The sequence below is a fragment of the Melioribacteraceae bacterium genome, assembly GCA_019638015.1.
Lineage (GTDB): Bacteria > Bacteroidota > Ignavibacteria > Ignavibacteriales > Melioribacteraceae > JAHBUP01.
In genome coordinates, this window is record JAHBUP010000001.1 from 2,157,896 (window position 1) to 2,179,144 (window position 21,249).

The window sequence follows — 21,249 nt, forward strand, 5'->3', positions numbered from 1 at the left end:
ATTATTTCCTAATTGAAATCGAAGCCAGAGTAAATATAAGGTTCAAACAAAAGACATTCAAGTTCACATTATGATTTAATGTGTTTTCTAATTTCTCAATTTTAGCGAGAATCAATAATGGGTCGGTCTCTGGAAAACGCTGATTAAATTTTTGAATAGTATCCACATATTTTTCAAAATAAATCTCAGAACCATTTCTTTTGTTCTTTATCGTATCACCCATCCAAAACTTAATCATTTTTAATAACATGTGTACAGAATCTTGCCCAAATTCACTCATAAATTTATTAAATACCTTTATAGCCTGATCATACTTTTTGGCAAGAGAATATCTTAATAATTCTATTGTCAATTCCATTACAACAGTTAGGTCCATGTTAATCATATTAACAGCATTTATAACGGAACCTTCAAAAAATTTAATTACGGGTGACGACACACTCTCATCAATATTATAATATTTTTTTAAAATGGAAATTAAATCAGAATCGCCCAGAGCCGCAAATTCAACCAGAGTTGAACGCGATCTAATAGTGGGCAACAACTTTTCTTTATCCGAAGTGATTAGAATAAAAATTACTTTTTCCGGTGGTTCTTCAATACTTTTTAGAAGTGCGTTCTGAGATTGTTCATTCATCAAATGTGCATCAAGGATAATAATTAAGCGATAAATATTATCTTCAAAAGCTGATGTTGTTAAGAATTTCTTGATCTCTCGAATTGAATTTATTTTTATTGTATTAGCGTCTTCTATAAATATTTTGTGATATGGATTCTCAGATTTTTTAATTAACTGAGTTTGAACTTCCTCAACACAACTTTTTGATAGTTTTGCGAGTGAACCATCTTCAGGGAGCTCATTTTTACCTCTTGGCAGAGGAAAAATCATTTTAATATATGGCTCTTGAAGGAGAGAAATCTTTTTTACGATTTTTTCACAATCTTCAATATTAGATTGGCTATTTAATATTTTAGCCAATTGTAAAGCGCAGAAAAATTTACCAACCCCTTCCTGGCCAAAAAAAAGAAAGGCGTGAGGAACACGCCTTGAATCTATAATCTTTTGAAGAGATTTTTTTACGGTGACTTGACCATCAATCTCATTCCAAAGTTTATGCATACGAATTCAATTAGGATTTAAATTCGTCATCGTCATTATAAAAGAAATCTTCATCGCTTGGGTAATCTGGCCAAATATCTTCAATTGTTTCATAAGGCTCATCAGTTTCTTCCAATTCTTGAAGATTTTCAATTACCTCTAAAGGAGCGCCAATACGATCGGCATAATCTATTAGTTCTTCTTTTGTAGCCGGCCATGGTGCATCATCGAGGTATGAAGCTAATTCTACAGTCCAAATCATTGTCAATTACTCCTGAGAAATTTGATTATTTTTTGACAATTTCAAAAAGATTGATATCATCATAAATGAAATTTCGAGGATTAAGAGCAACACCGTTATGACGCACTTCGTAGTGAAGATGAGGGCCTGTTGTTAGTTGACCTGTATTTCCGGTATAAGCTATTAAATCTCCCCGTTTTATTTTTTGACCTTCTTTTACAGCTATTTTGCTTAAGTGGCTATAGAGTGTTTTATAACCAAATCCATGATCGATTTCCAACGTAATTCCATGTCCCCCTCTTCTGCCAGCAAATTCAACAACACCACCACCAGGCGAATAAACTTTCGTCCCGATATCGGTAATTATATCAATGCCATTATGCATTCGGGTAATTTTTAGAATTGGATGAAACCGCATGCCAAAATCGTCGGCTATTCTGCCGGTACATGGGGTAATAGCCGGTATAGCATCATACATTAAACTGTTTTGTTTAAGCGCATTTTCAATTTCGTTGAAGTTATTTTTCTCAAATTTTACCTTTAACGATACATTATTAACATATTTTTCAAGATCGTTCAGATAATCGGTAAGCTCAGCGGGTGATTTGCTGACTGGCTCAAAAATCGAACCACCAATACCAAATACTTCATCTTCCTCAATTTTATCTAAATTTGTGACAAGTCGTAATTCTTTAGATTTAGAGGAAATATTTGATAATTGTTTATCTAGTGATTCGTATTTATCTGCAAATGATTGAAGTTTAGATTTGAGAATTTCGTTGGTTTTCTTGAGGCTTTTAAGCTCGGAATTCGGATTAATAATCTCATTAAAAATAAGATACGTCCCAAATATAAAAAATGAGACAAGCACTGAAAAAAATGAGACTAGAAATACGAACTTTTTATAAAAGCTTCGTATTTCAACGAATTTCAGCTTCGATTTTGAAAAGTAATAGAATTTTTTCATATGTAATTTGGTTGCGAATATAATAAAGGGAGCCTATGTAGTCAAGCAAAAATTATATAACTTTTTCACTCAAAATCATGTTCAAAATAGTTAACTGATCTGTTCGTATCCGGTGTTTTTTTATTGATTTCCTGGCTAATTCGTAATTGTAGTTCTTTAGCTGCATCGTAACCATAGTGTTTAAGTAAATAATTAAGAGCAATAACCTCAGAAATAACCGTAATATTTTTACCTGGAATAATTGGTAGCCGAACATGTGGAATATCAACATCCATTACATTCATATAAATATCATCCAAACCGGTTCTCGTATATTCTGCATTCTGATTCCAGATTTCAAGTTCAATAATAACTTCTAATCTTTTCTGAAACCTAATTGCACGAACTCCAAACATACTTCTGATATCGATTAAACCAATTCCTCTTAGTTCCATAAAATGCTTTACGAGTTCAGTGCCCGAACCCATTAATATTCCTTCCCCCTTCTTTGTAAGAATAACAACATCATCAGCTACAAGTCGGTGCCCTCTCTCTATTAAATCCAGTGCAACCTCACTTTTACCGATGCCCGATTTGCCTACAATCAGCATCCCCACTCCATAAACATCTACAAATGACCCATGCAATGATAATCGTGGTGCAAATTGATCATCTAAAAAATCACTAACTAGATAGATTAGTTTTGTTGTTGTGTATGGCGAGAGAAAAATTGGTATTTGAAATTTGTTCGCCAACTCAATCATCTCGGATGGTACTTCGTTATCGTTAGTTACTAAAAGGCAGGGTATGTTGTATTTGCAAATATTTTCCAACGATTTAAATCTTTGTTCGTGATCGAGTATTTTTAAGTAACTCATTTCAGTATTGCCGAATACCTGAACTCTTGTATATGAAAAAAGATCCATAAATCCGGCCAGCGGTAACCCTGGTCTGTGCAAGTTCTGATCCTTGATAAGACGATCAAGCCCCGAAGCTTCATTTATATGACGAAGTTTAAATCGGTCTTTAGTGTGATTATAGAAAAAATCGACAGTAATAAATTCTTTTTTAGTTATGCTTTTATCATGAATTTTCATTTTTTGGACGGGTTGTTCTTACGGTTTTAATTTTGGCTAATTGTTTTTTAATCTTATCAATAGCCTTACCTAGTGCCAACTCATATTCTTCGCTAGATTGTTCTACAATTATAGTTTTGCCTGGAAGCTGTAATATTATTTCTAGTACTTTTATGCTATCTTTTGGATGGGTATAACTAAGCACAACATTTACATTTAGAATATTATCATTGAATCTAAGAAGAGATTTAATTTCTCCCCTAATTTGTTCTTTTAAGGATTCTTTTGCTTTAAATTTTCTTGATGTTATGCGAATGTTCATATAAGACTCCCTATGATTTTGGATGAGCTTTTTTATAGGCTTTTTTAAGACGCTCTATACTAATATGAGTATAGATTTGTGTTGTAGATAAATTTTCATGTCCCAATATTTCTTTAACAGCCATTAAGTCTGCTTCATTATCGAGCATATGTGTAGCTGCGCTATGTCTTAAAATATGGGGACTTTTCTTTTTTATATCAGAAACCTTCTCAATATTATTCTTAACTATCTCATAAATTTTATGTCTGTTAATCCGGTTATAATTGTCATCAATTATTAATGGTGAAGTTTTACTTTTTTCAACGGTATTTAAATATTGTTTAATTACTTCAACAGATTTGGAGCCGATTGGTACTATTCTTTCTTTAGAACCTTTTCCCATAACCCGAATAATATTATTTTTTAGATCAATGTCGGAGTAATTCAAACCACACAATTCAGAAACACGAAGCGCGCAACCATAAAGCAACTCGAATATAGCTCTATCCCGTAAACTCTCAAAGTTATTGTTTTCACTTAGCAATCTAATAATTTCTAAAAAAGAATCAAGGTTTAATATCTCGGGTAGTTTTCTTCTCACTTTAGGGTTAGGGATTTTTGCAATAGGATTTGCTGGAATTATCTCATTTATCAAGCAAAACCGAAATAAAAGCCGGAGTGCTGAAAGTTTGCGCGCGACTGTAGTTTTTGCTGCTTTTTTTTCATTAAGGTGAATTAAGTATTGCCTTAATGTCCGCTCATTAATTTCTTGAACTGAATATTTATCAATCGATGCACAAAACTGAGTAAATTCATCATAATCTCTTTTGTAAGCATCAATTGTATTTTGAGAGGCACGCTTCACACCTGTCAATTCTGAAAGTACTAATTGAGCTACATCAGCGATTAACTTTTCATTCATAATTATTAATATTCATCTTCAGAAGAAGTTACATCTTCATTTTCCTCTTCCTTTTTTGGGAGAGTCCAACTAGCGAAATCGCAATCGGGATATTTATTACATCCGTAAAATATTTTCCCTCTTTTAGTTCTTCTTGAGATAACTTCACCTTCGGCACATTTTGGGCATTTGAGTCCAAGTGTAACAATCTTTGTAAAATCGCAATCGGGATATTTTTCACAGCCAATAAATCTGCCAAACTTCCCATCTCGGTAAACAGTTTTTGAATTACATTTTGGGCAATCATCACCTGTATATTCGGGACCGGTATTTCCGGATAATTCCTTTAGTGATTTAATATTTTTACACTCGGGATAGTTCGTACAAGCCATGAATTTCCCGAAACGGCCAATCTTGATATCCATATCGGAACCGCATTTTTCACATTTTATTTTTTCAAGATTAGCTTCAACTTCGTGAAGCGATTTAGAAAATGGAGTATAAAAATCATTAAGAACATCCAGATATTCTATATCTCCTTCGGCAATTCCATCCAATTCCTCTTCCATTTTCGCGGTAAAATTAACATTAAAAATATCCGGGAAATTATTTACCAATATTAAATTAACTTTTTTACCTAGTTCGGTTGGGAATAACTTCCGATCGGTCTGCTCAACATATTTACGATCGATAATTGTTCCCATAATCATTGCGTAAGTGCTCGGTCTTCCAATTCCATTAGCTTCGAGCTCTTTTATTAATGTACTTTCTGTAAACCTTGGGGGTGGTTTAGTAAAATGTTGATTAGGATTTATTTCATCGAGTAATAATTTTTGATCAATTACAAGATCAGCTGGAATCAATCCATTTCCATTTCCATTTGTGTCATTAACTTCTTCATTATCCTCATCATACAATTTTAAGAACCCATCAAATAATATTGTTGTTCCTGAACTTTTAAAAAGATATTTCCCAATTTTTATAGAAACAGTTGATGTTTCCAATCTTGCTGATTCCATCTGACAAGCGATAAACCTCTTCCAAATAAGGTCATAAAGTTTAAATTGTGCTTCATCAAGAAAAGGTTTTACAAAATCGGGGGTATATTTTAATGAGGTTGGTCTTATAGCTTCGTGAGCATCCTGAACATTTTTTTTATTTTTATGCTCATAAGATTTTGCTTTTTCTGGAAGATACTCATTACCATATTTATCATTAATGAAATTTCTTGCATCTTCTACAATGTCGGGGCTGAGACGCGTAGAATCTGTTCTCATGTAAGTAATTAATCCGGTAGTTCCCTCCTCTCCCAGATCAACACCTTCATAAAGTGATTGAGCAATCATCATTGTTCTGCGAGGCCGGTAACGAAGTTTTTTAGAGGATTCCACTTGAAGAGTACTAGTAATAAAAGGGGGAAAAGAATTTCTCTTACTTTCTTTCTTTTGTAAATCACTTATTACAACTTTATTTATTGATTTTATTTCAGCAACTATTCTAGAAGCGAGATCAGATGTAGTGATTGCAAAATTCTTTAACAAAAATTCATCCCAATCCGATTCTTCCATTTTTGGTTTGGGCGGAATTTTTATCTGCTTTCCATCAACCTCGGCCAATTTGGCTTTTATTTCTTCCCCTTTATCAGTTTTAAAGACAGCTACAACAGACCAATACTCGGTAGCTACAAATTTATCAATTTCTGCTTCCCTCTCGCATATCAATCTTAGCGCAACCGATTGAACTCTGCCCGCTGATAAAGAACTTCCATATGAATCAAGAATTGCACGCCATAAAAAAGGACTAACTTTATAACCAATAATTCTATCCATCACTCTTCTCGCTCTTTGCGAAATGACGAGATGGCTATCAATTTTTAATGGGTTTTTAAGCGAGTTATTTACCGCTTTTTTAGTTATTTCATTAAATAATACACGGTTAATTTTATTTACCGATTTTTCATCAAGAATATCGACAACATCCTGAGCAATTGCTTCCCCTTCACGGTCCGGGTCAGTTGCAATGTAAATAACGCTTGCTTTGGCTGCTAATCCCCTAATTTTTTTTATCAGATCGCTCTTGCCACGAATGTTTACCAAGGAAGGTTTGAACTCGTTTTCTAGATCAATGCCAAGTTTAGTTTTGGGTAGGTTTCTGATATGCCCAACGGTTGCCTCAACAATATATTTGTTACCGACATACTTATTTATTGTCTTCGCCTTTGAGGGCGATTCAACCAAAATTAGATCTTTTGCCATTAATTTACCTTTAGTTTACGATATCGGAAGATGCGAGTAGAACTCTGCTGCCAGGTAGGACTCCGGATTCAAATTCTACAAGTGATAACAGAACAATCCAATTAATTTCCCTCCGTGTTAATTTCATGTCGGGAAATATTGTAACTTGATCAAGAATTGCCTCAAAATTAGTTGAGTCTAATAATCTTAGGTTTATTAAATGAAGCAAATAGTTATAGTTGTCAATTCCAAGTAAATCTTTTTCATGATCAGTTAATAATCGTATGCCTTTTGATTTATCTTTCTCTTCAGAAGATGGTTTCTTTTTAATTAATATTTTATCATAAATAATACTAAATGCCACACTTAATGTGTGCTCATCCACCTTATTATTTAATAGAAGTTTTTTATTAATCTCTTCAATGGATTTATTGTTGCTCAATCCCTCTAATATTTTCGTTAATATTTCCACAAGTTTAGTATTCATATTTTTCTACAATTCCCACCGCAATAGAATTATACTCCTTAACAAGTTTATTTTCAATTCTTTTCATTACCCTTTTTTTCTCTGCACTCATATCATCATATCCAACAAGATGAAGAATTCCATGCACTACAAGTCTCAACACCTCATTATCGAGTGAATTTACAAACTTTTTACTGTTCACAAGTGCATCTTCAATAGAAATGAAAATTTCCGCCGCTAAGTTATGACTTTCATTCGAATAATTAAAGGTAATGATATCTGTACTATAGTCATGATTCAAATAATTTCTATTTATAATATGAATTGAGCCAGAATTAACGAAATTAAACTCAATATCAATAACCTCAGCATTTAAGTTTGTGGCAATTAGATTAACAAGTTCTTTTAACTTCTTTTTGTTAATCTTTATAGGTTTTTCATTATAAATATTAATCTTATTCAACTGTCACCAATCTGTTTGATAATTATGTTCCTTCAACGAATCGATTGTTATCTGAGAATATTTAACATATCTCTCGGCACTGTTTTTAAAGTCAGTTATCTCGGCTTCTGTTAAATCTCTAATAATTTTAGCCGGTACTCCAGCTGCTAATTTACCTGATGGAACCACAAAACCTTGTTTTATCAATGCTCCGGCAGCTACCATTGCATTTTCCTCAATAATAGCTCCATCTAAAATTATAGCTCCCATTCCTATAAAGCAAAGATCTTTTAAAGTGCAACCATGAAGAGTAACACTATGCCCTATTGTCGCCTTATTACCAATTTCAAGCGGGAATCTTCCATTTGTAACATGCAGCATTGAGCAATCCTGTACATTTGTATCATCACCTATTTTTACATAATGAACATCCCCACGAACTACAGTATTGTACCATATTGAGCTGTTCTTACCAATTGTAACGTCGCCAATTATTTTTGAGCCGGATGCCAAAAACGCACTTGGGTCAATTTTGGGGAAGATATTTTTATAAGGGAATACTTTTATTTCTTTAGTCATATCTTTTTTTATTTATTAAAACCGGGAATATTTTTTGCCTCTTCAGTTAATGTTAGCGCTTTTTGAAAGACTTTATCATCCTGTAATGAAATTTTGTACCATCCTTCATCTTTGAACAATTCACGAGCGAAAAAAGCTTTAATTCTATTTATGATATAATTTTTATCTTTATCAAATTCGGTTTTATTTAATTTAACACCGTTTTTCTCGGCGAAACTAATAAAAGAATTTAGATCCCTTTCTGAAATAGAAAAATCATTTAGAAATTCATCAACATTTGAATATTTGCCCTTGTTGAATTTGCCATTATCAATAAATTCCCGAACAAACCTATATAGCAGATTATTACGGTTAAGAGATATTGAATAATTTGTTATTGTCCCTGAAGAAATAATATAATCGGGTGTAATTCCTCCCCCGCCTAAAACAGTCCTCCCATATTTTGTTTTATATTTTGGTCTAACAGAATCTATCTCGGTATGATGATCTAAATTATTTTCTTCAGTTTCTTCCCGGTTCATCAGCTCGTCATAATACATTGTTTTATTTTTGTATGAACGCTGGATTGCTCTCCCCGACGGAGTTAGATATTTAGATACTGTTAATCTTATTGCGGATCCATCCTCGAGCAACAACTGACGCTGAACCAGACCTTTGCCAAAAGTAGTTTCACCAACAACTAGACCCCTATCCCAATCCTGAACAGCTCCAGATACAATCTCGCTGGCAGATGCAGATCCTCTGTTCACTAAAACAATAAGTGGGATTTTTTCATAAGGATATTGCTGCTCGGCTAAAAATTGCTCATTAAATTCTTTACGCCTTCCTTTAGTTGAAACGATTAATTTATCTTTGTCTAAAAATAAATCTGATACAAAAACTGCTTGATCAAGAAGTCCGCCCGGATTATTGCGCAAATCTAAAATTAATTTTTTCATTCCCTTTGTGGTCAATTCTTTTAATGCTTTTTCTAATTCTTCCAAAGTCGAATCAGAAAATCTTGTTAATATTATATAACCGGTTTCTTTATCATACATAAAAGAAGCATCAACAGAAAAAAGATTAATTCTAGCCCTTACAATTTTAAAATCATATTCTTTTTTTGCTGATGGGCGATAGATTGTGAGATTAACTGTTGATCCCTTTTTGCCCCGAAGTTTTGTTAAAACTTGTTGATTTGTAAATCCAATGCTAGACTTTCCTTCAATTTTAATAATTCGATCACCGGAATGAATACCTACGGACTCGCTCGGACCTCCGGAAATTGGGGATACTACAGTTATAGAGTCGTTAATAATCTGAAATTCGATTCCTATTCCATCAAAATTACCTCGAAATAATGCTTCCGATTCAGATTGATCTTGTTTCGATATATATGCGGTATGAGGATCAAGTTCTTTAAATACTCCTTCAATTGCTTTCTCAGATAATTTATTTAGATCAACATCATCAACATAATAACTGCCAGTATAATTGAGAACGTCACTAATTTTTTTAATGTATAGATTTTTATTCGAATATATATTGAATCGTGATGCGAACTCAATTCCTAAATAAATTCCTCCCAACAAAAAAAGAGTATATAAAGCTATGTTTGTTAGTTTTGATTTCATTTTATTTCTGTGGTTTCATCTGTGGGAATAAAATAACATCCCGGATTGAGGATTGATTTGTAAGAAGCATTACTAATCTATCTATTCCAACTCCAAGTCCCGCTGTAGGGGGCATTCCATATTCAAGAGCACGCACAAAATCTTCATCTATTTGATGGGCCTCGTCATCTCCCTCATCTCTCATCTTTGATTGATCTTCAAATCTGTTTTTCTGATCAATCGGGTCATTCAATTCAGAAAACGCGTTACATATTTCTCTGCCTAATACAAATCCCTCGAAACGTTCTACTAATCCCTCACGGGTTCTATGTTTTTTAGCTAATGGTGAAAGTTCTACTGGATAATCAATTACAAAAGTCGGTTGTATTAATTCACCCTGAATGGTAGCTTCAAACAAAAGATCTATTAATTTTCCTTTGCTCTCCCCTCCTTTAATTTCTACATGAAGCTTTTTAAGCTCTCCAATTAATTCTTCTTGGGATGCAGCAAGCACGTCAATACCAGTTTTATTCTTTATTTCATCGACCATCGAAATTCTCTTCCAAGGCGGATTGAAATTGACCAATTGTCCTTCAATCTCAAATTCAGTTTTGCCAAAAACTTTTTGTGCCATATTGCACACCATTTCTTCAACAAAACTCATCATCCAATTATAATCTTTAAATGCTACATACAACTCAAGCATAGTAAATTCAGGATTGTGAGTTCTATCCATTCCCTCATTTCTAAAATCTTTAGAAATTTCATAAACCGCATCAAAGCCGCCGACAATTAATCTTTTAAGATATAGTTCATCGGCAATTCTCAAGTATAAATCAACATCGAGAGCATTATGATGAGTTATGAATGGGCGGGCGGAAGCTCCACCATAAAGTGGCTGAAGTATTGGAGTTTCAACTTCTACCAAACCTCTATCATCTAAAAATCTTCTTATTTCACTTACAATTTTTGAACGAAGAAGAAATACTTCGCGAACATCCGGGTTAACAATTAAATCAACATATCTTTGTCGGTATCGTAATTCTTTGTCAGCGAACTGATCGTAAACAACCTTATTTCCATTCTCATCAACCGCTTCTTTAGCGATTGGAATTGGTCTGATTGATTTTGCTAGTAGTGAAAATGATTTTGCATGTACTGATATTTCACCGGTTTTTGTTTTAAATACAAAGCCAGTTACCCCAACAATATCACCGATATCCAGTAATTTAAAAATATCGTAGGATTCACCTACATCATCTTTTTTTAAGTAGAACTGAATCCTTCCTTCTTTATCTTGGATGTGAGCAAATGAGGCTTTCCCCATTCTTCTAATTGCCATAATACGACCAGCTATGCTCACATCTTTATTCTCGTATTGTTCAAAATTTTCTTTAATAGAGCTGGAATAAGCATCAACTTCATAACTATATGCAAATGGTTGAATTCCTTTTTCATTTAGTTCCTTAAGCTCTTCAAATCGTCTCTCCATCAATAAATTTAAATCATTTTCCACATTCAAATTTTCCAAATTAACCTCCTTTAATTTCTAGCAAAATTTATGAGACGATGACAAACATTATCGATTGTATAAGTTGCAAGTCTCGGAATTCCTAAATAGTTATTAATAATCATCGAAAACACAATTGATTCTCCAGAAACGGTCCGTAAATAACCTGAAAGCGCGGAAACATAATTACTGAATCCCGGTTTTGCTCTCACATTATTTTCGGCCGACGATTTTTTCATTCTTTCAATTAGAGTACCATCAACACCACCAACCGGAAGCGATTCATAGAATTTAGAATAGTTTTCGGTGTTTGTCATGTATGTTAATAAATTTACTATTTGTCGTGGCGTAACAAGGTTTAATTCTGATAATCCTGAACCATCAACCATAATTAACTTTTCGGTATTAATACCTAGCTCGGACAAAACATTTTTACATGCCTTCACGCCGTTATAAGTTGTTCCAAAATCATATTCTTCCGCGCCAATTGTTTTTAACAATTGTTCAGCATAAAAATTATTGCTGTTTTTATTTGTCTCTTTAAGGATTAACCGCAATGGAACAGAGATATGGGTGTGTGTTGGAGTGTATTCATCAATGGAATAGGAAAGATTTGTATTCTCTAAGTTATCTACTGTTCCCCTAATTTTTATACCTTTGTGCTCGAATGTTTCCTTTAATACAGTTAGAAAGTAGAGAGTTGGATCTGCAATAGCAACTCGATCTTTGAAGAGTGCCGTACTTCTCGAAATTGTGCCGGTTATTTTTATTGTATTAGTTTCCTTTAAAAAAGAAATTTCTATTTGAGGTTCAGAATTCTCTTCAATGGTAATTACATTATGTACAACATTTACAAAACTAGTCTTTGGAACAGTAACTACATTTGCAGTTCGTCCTTCTTGTGCCGGAGTAATTTGAATCTCAATAGAATTATCATTGAAACTAAGCGCTCCAGTAGGCGCAGCATACCATTTAGATTCTAAATCGCTTGACCAGCCTCTACCGATTCCAATTTTGTCAAAATAAGAATCATCTCCATAAATATTACCTGTAATCTCCCAAATACCCTTTTTTTTCAGAGTATCTGCCCACTCTTCAAATACTATTGTAGCACTTTTATTATTAAATCTATTTGAAATAGTGGGATCACCACTACCAACAATAATTAAATCTCCTTTTAATGTTCCTTTAACAACATCTCCAACACGATAAATATTTGTTTCATATGCAAAATCGGGACCGAGAATTTGAAGCGCTGATGCAGTTGTAAACAATTTTAGATCGGATGCCGGAGAAAACAGCTTATCCGAATTTCTTTTATAGATTACTTCTCCAGTTTTGAGAGATTTAATTAACACACCCCAAAAAGCATCATTGAATGATGGCTCATTAAAATAATCATCCAGTTGATCTCTTAGTTCAGCCAGTGATGTAATTGGAATTGGCTGTTTAGAGATTAAAGAATCCTTTTGAGCCGATAAAATAAAAGGAAATATGCATAGCAATAAAACTATTTTATAAGGCATAGTCTGTGAAAACCTTTTTTATTTCTCCGGGTGTTAGCAACCGGTATGCACCTACTGGTAAATTTTTTGTAGTTATTCCACCGTAAGATACTCGTTCAAGTTCCTTAACTGTGTACCCTAACAAACCAAACATGTTTTTAACAAAGTGATTCCGCCCTTCATGAGTCACTACATTCATACGATCAAAACTTTTTGGTTTAGTAAATTTAATCGATTCAAATTTTCCTCTAGAGCCTTCTAAGGTAATTCCTTTAATTAACCTGAGTCTATGTTCCCCATCTAGTTCTTTATCCAATAATACATGATATTCGCGGGGGACTTTATTTTTTGGATGCATTAGCAGATTTGCAAAATCTCCATCATTGGTTAATATCAACACTCCTTTGGTATTATAGTCTAGTCTTCCCACCGGAAATATTTTTTGTTTTGTATTAATCAGTTCGAGTACGGTCTTTCTACCTTTTTCATCAGCAGTTGATGTTATATAACCTTTAGGTTTATTAAGAAGAAAATACACTTTACTTTCTAAACGAAGTAAGCGTCCATCATACTTAACCGAATCATTCTCTTCAACAAAAAAAGCAAGGTCCACTATAGTTTTACCGTTTACCTCAACTCTTCCATCAAGTATTAATTCTTCGGCCTTCCTTCGTGAAGCAATACCACACTCTGCCAAATATCTATTCAATCGTATCTTCATCTTTGAAAGACACCTCTTCTTCTTCTGAAGTTATTTGATCGCCGGCTTCTTCTTCGGCTTTTTCTTCTAATCCAGTCATCATTATTCTTCTTTTCTGTTCTATAAAATCTTCATCTTTCATTATTTCATCTATTTCTCTTGGTTTAGGAAGATCATTGATAGTTCTCAATCCAAAATATTTAAGAAATTCATCAGTAGTCTTGTACAGTAGTGGTCTTCCAACTGTCTCTGCTCTACCCGCAATGGTTACAAGATTTTTTTCAAGAAGCGTGTTCAAAGTGTAATCCGAATTAACACCTCTAATTGATTCTAATTCCGGTTTAGTAACAGGCTGTTTATATGCGATTATGGCTAAAGTTTCTAGAGCTGCCTGGCTTAGTCTTCTTTTACTTTTTTCAGAAGAAAGAAATCCAACATATTTTGCGTGATCCGGCTTTGTGGCAAATACAAATCCATGAGCAATTTTTTGTATTGTAAATCCATTACCGTTGGCGTCATATGCTTTATTTAATTCATCAACAGTATTCTCTATATCATCCTTAGTAATTTCAATCTCATTGCCATCGATTTCTTTAATTGAATTAATGATTTCATTCTCTGAGATTGGATCGTCAGAGGCAAATATTAAAGCTTCCACTACAGATGTATAAATTTTATCCATTAGATAGACCGTAAATTATAAAATCATTGAAATTAGGGCTTTCTTTTAAACCTATTTTTCCTGCTTTAACCATCTCAAGCATTGCGATAAATGTAACGACAATTTTGATTCTATCAGCTAAATCAACTAACACTGCAACAAAACTAATTTCATTACAATCTTTAACCTTTTCACTCAAATAGTTTATTTGATCTTCAATTGTAACATTCCATTTTTTTATTTGGTGAACCGGTTCCGGTTTCTTTTCTAGCATTGCTTTCTTGAAAGCTTTAATCAGATCATAAATAGTTATATTTTTTAATAAAGTTGAAAAATCTTCTGAAACTGATTTTGCATCAGCATCATAGTTTCCTCTATAACTATGCTTTCTCTGATTAATTTCTAAAAACGAAAACTCGTCTGTCATTTCCTTATATCTTTTATATTCTAGAAGTGCTTTCACCAGATCAGCACGAGGATCAATCTCCTCTCCTTTTTCATCAATATCTTTAGGAAGGAGCATTTTTACCTTTATCTGCATTAAAGTCGCGGCCATTAAAATAAAATCACCAGCTATTTCTAGATCGAGCTGCTCAAGCATATGAAGATAGTCCATGAACTCTCTTGTAATTCGAGAAATTGGAATATCATAAATATCAAGTTCATCTCTTTTTATAAAGAAGAGGAGCAGATCAAGAGGACCTTCAAAATGTGAGAGTTTAATTTTATACACAATTAACCCATTTTCATTTTGGTTCGTACTTCCTGCATTGTTGAATTTGCAACTTGTTTTGCTTTTGATTCTCCATCGGAAATAATATCTTTGACCAGACTTAAGTTATTCTCGTAACTTGCTCTTTTTTCAATAATTGGAGAGAGGAACTCATTAATTTTAGAGCTGCATTTCAATTTACAATCAACACATCCTAGAGCGCCACTTTTACATTCTGTTTCAATTGTGCTTGTCTCGGCTGGATTAAATTTTTTGTGATAAGTAAATACCAAACATATTTCTGGTCTGCCTGGATCATTCCTTCTAAGTTTCTGTGGATCGGTAACAGCCTTTCTCAACTTCTGTTTAACAGTTTCGGGATCATCGGAAAGAAGAATAGTATTCCCCAATGATTTGCTCATTTTTGCATCACCATCCAGCCCGGTTAACCGTGCAAAATTTGTTAGTAATGGTTCCGGTTCTGGAAAAACTAATCCATATTGATTATTAAATTTTCTGGCTATTTCCCTAGTAATTTCAATATGAGGAACTTGATCCTCCCCGACCGGTACTGCGTCTCCTTTATATAGTAATATATCTGCAGATTGAAGAACAGGATAGCCTAAGTGGCCATATACTAAACTTTCGATATTCAGATCTCGGACCTGCTCTTTTAATGTAGGATTTCTTTCCAATCTGGCAGTTGTTATCAACATTGAAAAAATTAAAAATAACTCCGAATGTTCTTTGATTTGAGATTGTCTGAAAAATGGGCTTTTATTCGGGTCCAAACCCGCTGAAAGCCAATCAATTACCATTTCAATTGTATTCTGTTCAATTTCATCAGTTGAAAGATCGGTAGTTAATACATGATAATCCGCAATTAAATGAAAACTATCATACTCATTTTGGAGTTTAATCCAATTTTCAAGAGCGCCAACATAATGCCCGATATGAAGCTTTCCAGTTGGACGCATTCCACTTAAAATTCTTTTTTTGGCCATTTAGCAATAATTTTATTAAAGATGTGCAAAAATAAACAAATTTTGTGATTTCTTATCAGTGAAAGAGGAATTGTTTCCAATTATCATCAATTCTGCTAACACTGTTTTTAATAAACATAATATAGCTGGGAGTGAATAGCTTATTTTTCAATTTTAAAGAGGCTTCATCCGGGGTTCTATCTCCTTTTTTATTATTGCACGGGAGACAAGCAGCTACAAGATTCTCCCAAGAATCCTGTCCACCTCTCGATTTAGGGATTACATGATCGATTGTTAATGGGAGATCGCTTCTGCCACAATAACCACATTTATGATTATCGCGCCTCAGTATGTTCTTTCTAGTTAAAATTATTTTTTTGAATGGCATTTTTTTGTAGTCGTTCAACTTAATTACACTTGGCCAGGGGAATTCCCTAGTAACGGAATGAATTGTTTTTTTCTGATTTTCAGCTATTAAATCGGCTTTCCCAAGTAGGATCAATACTATCGCTTTTTTTACGTTGCATATTGAGAGGGGTTCGTAACTTTGATTAAGAAGCAATACTTTAGCATTAAGTGTCCCATTTGTACCATATTTGTGTTCGAAAACGAGCCTCCAAGGGTAGAAAGAGAAATATTTTTAACATTGCGGACTAAATATCGCAAAGTGAAATGTCTAAAAAAAGTCATAATTCCATTATTTTTTTATTACTCCTCCGGCCAAAACGTAACCCTGTTCATCATATAAAACTAATGATTGACCTGGTGTAATCGCATTTTTAGGTTCAATAAATCGAATTTTTATTTCGTCTTTCGAACAGGAAATAATCCTAGCCGCTTCCGCTCTATCACCATATCTAATTTTCGCGAAGATAAGCTCATCTTCCTTAAAACTGTTTTTGCTCACAAAATTTATATCGTTAGCTGTGACATCATGATTCAATAACTCCTCCTTATCACCTAACTCAACTATCCCCGATTCCTTATCAATATTTTTAACATAAATTGGTTTACCGAGAGCAACACCAATACCTCTTCTTTGTCCAACTGTGTAAAAAGGAATTCCTTTATGCTCACCAACTTTTTGCCCATGATAAATAAAATCCCCTTTATCGATATTTTCAATTACATCTGGGATTCTTTCTCGCAGAAATCTTTCATAATTGTTATCGGCAACGAAGCATATTTCTTGGCTATCTGGTTTTGAAGCTGTCTTCAAACTAAATTGTATGGCCAATTGCCTCACTTCCTCTTTGGTGTATTTACCTAATGGAAATAACGTTCTGCTCAAACTCTCTTGAGTTAATCCCCAAAGCGCGTAAGTTTGATCTTTCTTTGAATCGTGAGAAGTTTTTAAAGTATATCTATTTGTTTGAGGATTATAATCGGAAATTGCATAATGCCCTGTTGCTACATATTTAGCATCAAGGGAGTCAGCTTTTTTTAATAACTCTTCCCATTTAATTTTTCTGTTACACACAACACATGGATTCGGAGTTCTTCCATTAATATATTCTTCAACAAAATTATCGATTACAGCTTCTTCGAATTGTTTTGTAAAATCGACTGTGTAGTGTGGGATATCAAAACTGTTAGCTACATTTTTAGCGTCAAAAATAGCATCAAGAGAACAGCAACCAGACTCATGTTTGGGAGCTCCACCTACTTCCATAAAGCCCCAGGTCTTCATTGTTATGCCAATTACATCATATCCTTCTTTATGAAGCAATGCGGCAGCAACCGATGAATCAACCCCGCCACTCATTGCAACAATTACACGTTTTTCTTTCAATTTGTCCCTTTCGGTATTAAAATTGAGAACAAAAATAAGTGGAATATAGTTTTACTCAAATAAAATAATTATGGAAGATTTCTGGAAGATTTGATTTTACAAGTCAAAAATATAACGTGATCTCAAATTCATATTTAATAGATGTAAAATTCTAGCATAAAATAATTGGGCCGCTAGTTGAGATCTTTCGATAAATTATTTTTGATCAAAATTGCCACACATGTAACGTAATTGGTGCTATGACTCATAGAGAGTTTGATTTCTTTATCCTTCCCAAGATAATCCTTTAAACTGCCATTTAATTTAACTTTTGGCAGACCATTTAATTCATTATATACTTCAATCTCCTTCCAGCTATTAACAACGGCTTCTTCGGAACTGAGTGCTTTAAAGATTGCTTCCTTAGCCGCAAATCTTGCCGCAAGATGCTGATATTTATTTTTTTTAGGAAGAGAGTAATCAAGTTCAGTTTCGGTAAAAATTTTATTTAAAAAATTATCTCCATACTCATCAATACTTTTTTGAATACGGGCAATTTCAATGATGTCTATTCCTATTCCAATAACCATTAGTAACCTACCGCTTTTCCATTTCCTCTGGGATCACTGATTCCATAAAAATGTTTTTTATTATGATCAATTAATATTGCCTCAACTCTACCAAGTTGAGTTTCATTGCCGAATGTATAACCTTTTGCGATTAAATTATTTTTAACGTCCTTTGGGAACCCATATTTTTCCAAAATTAATTTATCAGGAAGCCATTGGTGATGAAAACGAGGCAATGATACCGCCTCTCCAATCTTCATTTCAAATTCGATAACATTTAGTATGACCTGGATTACTGAGGTAATAATTGTTGAGCCACCGGGTGAACCTAATACTAATATTGGCTTGTTATCTTTTATGATTATTGTTGGTGACATTGAGCTCAGCATTCGTTTCTGCGGCTGAATTGAATTAGCCTCACTGCCTATCAGTCCAAAAAGATTTGGCTCACCCGGTTTAGCGCTAAAATCATCCATCTCATTATTTAGTAAAAATCCCAAACCTTCAACAACAATTTTATTGCCGAATGACGCGTTGATTGTATAAGTCGTACTCACCACATTGCCATCCTTATCTGCAACCGAATAGTGAGTAGTTTCATTACTCTCTGAAATATTAATTTCTACCGGATTAATTAAAGAAGATGGTTTAGCTGTATCAGTAATTTCCTCAAATATTTTTTTAGCATAATTTTTTGAAGTCAAATATTCTACTGGCACAGAATAAAAATCGGAATCACCCAAATGTTTTGATCGGTCTGAATAAACTCTTTTGAATATTTCTGTTAGAATGTGAATATAGTAAGAGCTTCCCAAATCACTTTTTTCAAGATTAAAATTCTCCAAAACATTTAATGTTTGTGTTATCGCAATGCCACCAGATGAGGGAGGACCAACAGAGAGAATCTCATAATTTTTATATTGAGATTTTAACGGATGTCTTTCAATTGGCTTATAAAGCTGGAAATCTTCTGCAGTGAAAATTCCCCCGTTCAATTTCGATTGTTCTAAAAATAACTTAGCTAGATTACCCGAATAAAATGTTTCTGCTCCATCATCCTTTATTTGTTTTAATGTAGAGGCTAAATCTTTCTGAATAAATAGTTCATTTTCTAATAGATGAGCGCCATTATTAGTAAATATTTTATTTGATGAAGGTATTGAGGAAAATTCTTTATTGTGGTAATTAATTGCTTCGGCTGATTTATAATCAAGTAAAAAGCCATTCTCTGCGAGTTCAATTGCCGGGGTAAGAATCTCTTGCCAACTTAATTTGCCATATTTTTTATGGGCTGCACTCAGTCCCGCAACAGTACCCGGCACTCCGGCAGATTTCCACCCATTCTTGCTAGAAAGCGGGTCATAATTGCCACTACTATCTAGGTACATCTCGGCATTGGCAGCTAATGGAGCTTTTTCACGAAAATCGAAAACGATGGTTTCTCCATCTGCTAAACGGACAAGCATAAAACCTCCGCCGCCTAAATTCCCAGCACTCGGATACGTAACTGCAAGAGCAAAACCAACTGCCACAGCCGCATCTACCGCATTTCCGCCCTGTTTTAAAATATTTATACCTACTTGCGAAGCTAGTTCACTTGCCGAAACCACCATACCAGTTTTTGAACGTACTTCGTTTGTGGGTTCTATAGAACTCGGGATTAATAAATAAAAGAGAAGAAAAAACATTTTAAAAAATATTAATGTCGGCTTCAACCTTAATTCCATTAGATTTTAGTTGCTCAACAAGGATTCTTGTAAGTTCTTTGGTCTGTTGTAGAGTCTGTTTTAAATCAGAAACTAATTCAGCATCATACAATAATTTCCCGGCATTGTTATTCCCTTTTTCAGTTTCTTCAATAAAATGATTAATTTTGCTAACTATTGATCTAGAGTCATCCAGCAATTTATTTAATTTATTAATTGATACAGCGATACTATCCTTATTTGATATAACAGCATCATTGACATTTTTAACCAAAGAGTTGCTTGAGGAAATTAGAGAATTAATGCCCTCTCGATTATCAATTATCATCTTATTAACATTATTGGTTAGAGTAAATAAATTTTCAACTGTTGATTTGAGTTCGGAACTAAATTTCTCATTTGTGAGTGTGCTATTTACCGTGGTGAGCGTAATTTTGATTTCTTTAATCACATCCACTAAATCATTTTGAACACTGCCCAATGTTCCCATGGCAGAAGAAATATCACCCACAAATGTTCCATTATGAGTGATTGATTTATTTAATGGTTCATCAGATGTACCTGGAGTAATCTCGATTTTTTTACCACCCATTAAATCGAGCATCATTACAATAAAAGTAGCATCTTTCTTTAATTTAATTTCTGGGTCAATACTTAATTTTGTTAATACTTTTTCATCAATATTCTTGATATCATCGACATAGCCTTTTCTAACACCATTTACTGTTACCGGATCTCCAATTTCTAATCCGGCAACAGACTGAAACAATACATTCACAATTAATCTTTCTGAGTTGAAAGTTACATTTTTTGCCCAACCAAAAATCCAGACAAATAAAATGATTGAAATAACAATTGTTATTCCGACTCGTATTTCAGTTTTTCTTTGGTCTTTCATAATCCCGGATATACTCTTTAAAGTTTTGATAATCAATAGAATCAATTAAACCACGGTCGAAATACACATCTGCTCTTTTAATAAAATGTTCAAGATCTTGCATCGCGTCTTTAAATGATCTTTTGCTATGCATGAGAGAATCCACTTTTTGATGGAAATACTGTTTCAATGAATCATTATAAACTGAATATTTGAGATTGTTGAACTTAGAGTCAAATTCTTTATAGGCATACTCTGTTATTTTTTCCTTAGCAAAATTTTTGAGAACCGAGGGTTCACTTTTTACAATATAAATTATTAAGCCAATAATTAGGGTTCCAACAAATATCACAGTTAAAAAGCATCCCTTCTTCATCG

At 33.6% G+C, this 21,249-nt stretch carries 23 protein-coding genes; all 23 read right to left on the reverse strand.

Annotated elements, in window-relative coordinates; genetic code table 11:
- Nucleotide 1: 1 nt before the first annotated feature.
- The 23 genes from KF816_09295 to KF816_09405 all read right to left on the reverse strand — a co-directional run bounded on the left by KF816_09295 (nucleotide 2) and on the right by KF816_09405 (nucleotide 21,247).
- The gene (locus tag KF816_09295; protein ID MBX3008207.1) at nucleotides 2-1,120 is read right to left on the reverse strand and encodes an AAA family ATPase; all 1,119 of its coding nucleotides are present in this window, start codon (nucleotides 1,118-1,120) and stop codon (nucleotides 2-4) included.
- 10 nt (nucleotides 1,121-1,130) lie between these two features.
- Nucleotides 1,131-1,361, reverse strand: coding sequence for a DUF2795 domain-containing protein (locus tag KF816_09300; GenBank protein ID MBX3008208.1), 231 nt, complete (start codon nucleotides 1,359-1,361; stop codon nucleotides 1,131-1,133).
- A gap of 25 nt (nucleotides 1,362-1,386) precedes the next feature.
- Nucleotides 1,387-2,307 carry a peptidoglycan DD-metalloendopeptidase family protein gene (locus tag KF816_09305; GenBank protein MBX3008209.1) on the reverse strand — a complete coding sequence of 307 codons (921 nt, stop codon included), beginning with the start codon at nucleotides 2,305-2,307 and terminating at the stop codon, nucleotides 1,387-1,389.
- Nucleotides 2,308-2,372: 65 nt separating this feature from the next.
- On the reverse strand, nucleotides 2,373-3,383 hold the full coding sequence (locus KF816_09310) for an HPr kinase/phosphorylase (GenBank protein MBX3008210.1): 1,011 nt from the start codon (nucleotides 3,381-3,383) through the stop codon (nucleotides 2,373-2,375).
- Nucleotides 3,370-3,684 carry a ribosome-associated translation inhibitor RaiA gene (gene raiA / locus KF816_09315; protein MBX3008211.1) on the reverse strand — a complete coding sequence of 105 codons (315 nt, stop codon included), beginning with the start codon at nucleotides 3,682-3,684 and terminating at the stop codon, nucleotides 3,370-3,372. The genes KF816_09310 and raiA overlap by 14 nt, the downstream gene beginning before the upstream one ends.
- Nucleotides 3,685-3,694: 10 nt before the next feature.
- The gene (locus tag KF816_09320) at nucleotides 3,695-4,585 is read right to left on the reverse strand and encodes a tyrosine-type recombinase/integrase (GenBank protein MBX3008212.1); all 891 of its coding nucleotides are present in this window, start codon (nucleotides 4,583-4,585) and stop codon (nucleotides 3,695-3,697) included.
- 5 nt (nucleotides 4,586-4,590) lie between these two features.
- A complete protein-coding gene (topA, locus tag KF816_09325; GenBank protein ID MBX3008213.1) occupies nucleotides 4,591-6,819 on the reverse strand; it encodes a type I DNA topoisomerase in 2,229 nt (742 codons plus the stop codon).
- Between the two features lie 10 nt (nucleotides 6,820-6,829).
- Complete coding sequence (locus KF816_09330) at nucleotides 6,830-7,285, reverse strand: DUF494 family protein (GenBank protein MBX3008214.1); 456 nt, start codon at nucleotides 7,283-7,285, stop codon at nucleotides 6,830-6,832.
- Entirely contained in the window at nucleotides 7,275-7,718 is a 444-nt protein-coding gene (gene ybeY, locus KF816_09335) for an rRNA maturation RNase YbeY (GenBank protein ID MBX3008215.1), read from the reverse strand. Before ybeY ends, KF816_09330 begins: the two co-directional genes overlap by 11 nt.
- A 12-nt stretch (nucleotides 7,719-7,730) precedes the next feature.
- The gene (locus KF816_09340; protein MBX3008216.1) at nucleotides 7,731-8,285 is read right to left on the reverse strand and encodes a gamma carbonic anhydrase family protein; all 555 of its coding nucleotides are present in this window, start codon (nucleotides 8,283-8,285) and stop codon (nucleotides 7,731-7,733) included.
- A gap of 8 nt (nucleotides 8,286-8,293) precedes the next feature.
- Entirely contained in the window at nucleotides 8,294-9,898 is a 1,605-nt protein-coding gene (locus KF816_09345; protein MBX3008217.1) for a PDZ domain-containing protein, read from the reverse strand.
- A 1-nt stretch (nucleotide 9,899) separates the two neighbouring features.
- On the reverse strand, nucleotides 9,900-11,408 hold the full coding sequence (gene lysS / locus KF816_09350) for a lysine--tRNA ligase (protein ID MBX3008218.1): 1,509 nt from the start codon (nucleotides 11,406-11,408) through the stop codon (nucleotides 9,900-9,902).
- A gap of 11 nt (nucleotides 11,409-11,419) precedes the next feature.
- Complete coding sequence (gene dacB, locus KF816_09355; GenBank protein MBX3008219.1) at nucleotides 11,420-12,913, reverse strand: D-alanyl-D-alanine carboxypeptidase/D-alanyl-D-alanine-endopeptidase; 1,494 nt, start codon at nucleotides 12,911-12,913, stop codon at nucleotides 11,420-11,422.
- Nucleotides 12,903-13,607: an rRNA pseudouridine synthase gene (locus tag KF816_09360; protein ID MBX3008220.1), complete on the reverse strand. Its 705-nt coding sequence runs from the start codon at nucleotides 13,605-13,607 to the stop codon at nucleotides 12,903-12,905. Before KF816_09360 ends, dacB begins: the two co-directional genes overlap by 11 nt.
- Nucleotides 13,594-14,274, reverse strand: coding sequence for an SMC-Scp complex subunit ScpB (gene scpB, locus KF816_09365; protein ID MBX3008221.1), 681 nt, complete (start codon nucleotides 14,272-14,274; stop codon nucleotides 13,594-13,596). Before scpB ends, KF816_09360 begins: the two co-directional genes overlap by 14 nt.
- A complete protein-coding gene (locus KF816_09370; protein MBX3008222.1) occupies nucleotides 14,267-14,986 on the reverse strand; it encodes a segregation/condensation protein A in 720 nt (239 codons plus the stop codon). The genes scpB and KF816_09370 overlap by 8 nt, the downstream gene beginning before the upstream one ends.
- A gap of 2 nt (nucleotides 14,987-14,988) precedes the next feature.
- A complete protein-coding gene (gene trpS / locus KF816_09375) occupies nucleotides 14,989-15,969 on the reverse strand; it encodes a tryptophan--tRNA ligase (GenBank protein ID MBX3008223.1) in 981 nt (326 codons plus the stop codon).
- A 55-nt stretch (nucleotides 15,970-16,024) separates the two neighbouring features.
- Nucleotides 16,025-16,456: an HNH endonuclease gene (locus KF816_09380; GenBank protein MBX3008224.1), complete on the reverse strand. Its 432-nt coding sequence runs from the start codon at nucleotides 16,454-16,456 to the stop codon at nucleotides 16,025-16,027.
- A 189-nt stretch (nucleotides 16,457-16,645) separates the two neighbouring features.
- On the reverse strand, nucleotides 16,646-17,740 hold the full coding sequence (mnmA, locus tag KF816_09385; protein ID MBX3008225.1) for a tRNA 2-thiouridine(34) synthase MnmA: 1,095 nt from the start codon (nucleotides 17,738-17,740) through the stop codon (nucleotides 16,646-16,648).
- A 173-nt stretch (nucleotides 17,741-17,913) separates the two neighbouring features.
- A complete protein-coding gene (gene acpS, locus KF816_09390) occupies nucleotides 17,914-18,309 on the reverse strand; it encodes a holo-ACP synthase (GenBank protein MBX3008226.1) in 396 nt (131 codons plus the stop codon).
- Nucleotides 18,309-19,976 (reverse strand): gamma-glutamyltransferase, encoded by a 1,668-nt coding sequence (gene ggt / locus KF816_09395; protein MBX3008227.1) that lies wholly within the window; start codon nucleotides 19,974-19,976, stop codon nucleotides 18,309-18,311. Before ggt ends, acpS begins: the two co-directional genes overlap by 1 nt.
- A 1-nt stretch (nucleotide 19,977) precedes the next feature.
- Complete coding sequence (locus KF816_09400) at nucleotides 19,978-20,892, reverse strand: MCE family protein (protein ID MBX3008228.1); 915 nt, start codon at nucleotides 20,890-20,892, stop codon at nucleotides 19,978-19,980.
- Nucleotides 20,870-21,247 (reverse strand): hypothetical protein, encoded by a 378-nt coding sequence (locus KF816_09405; protein ID MBX3008229.1) that lies wholly within the window; start codon nucleotides 21,245-21,247, stop codon nucleotides 20,870-20,872. Before KF816_09405 ends, KF816_09400 begins: the two co-directional genes overlap by 23 nt.
- Nucleotides 21,248-21,249 lie beyond the last annotated feature (2 nt).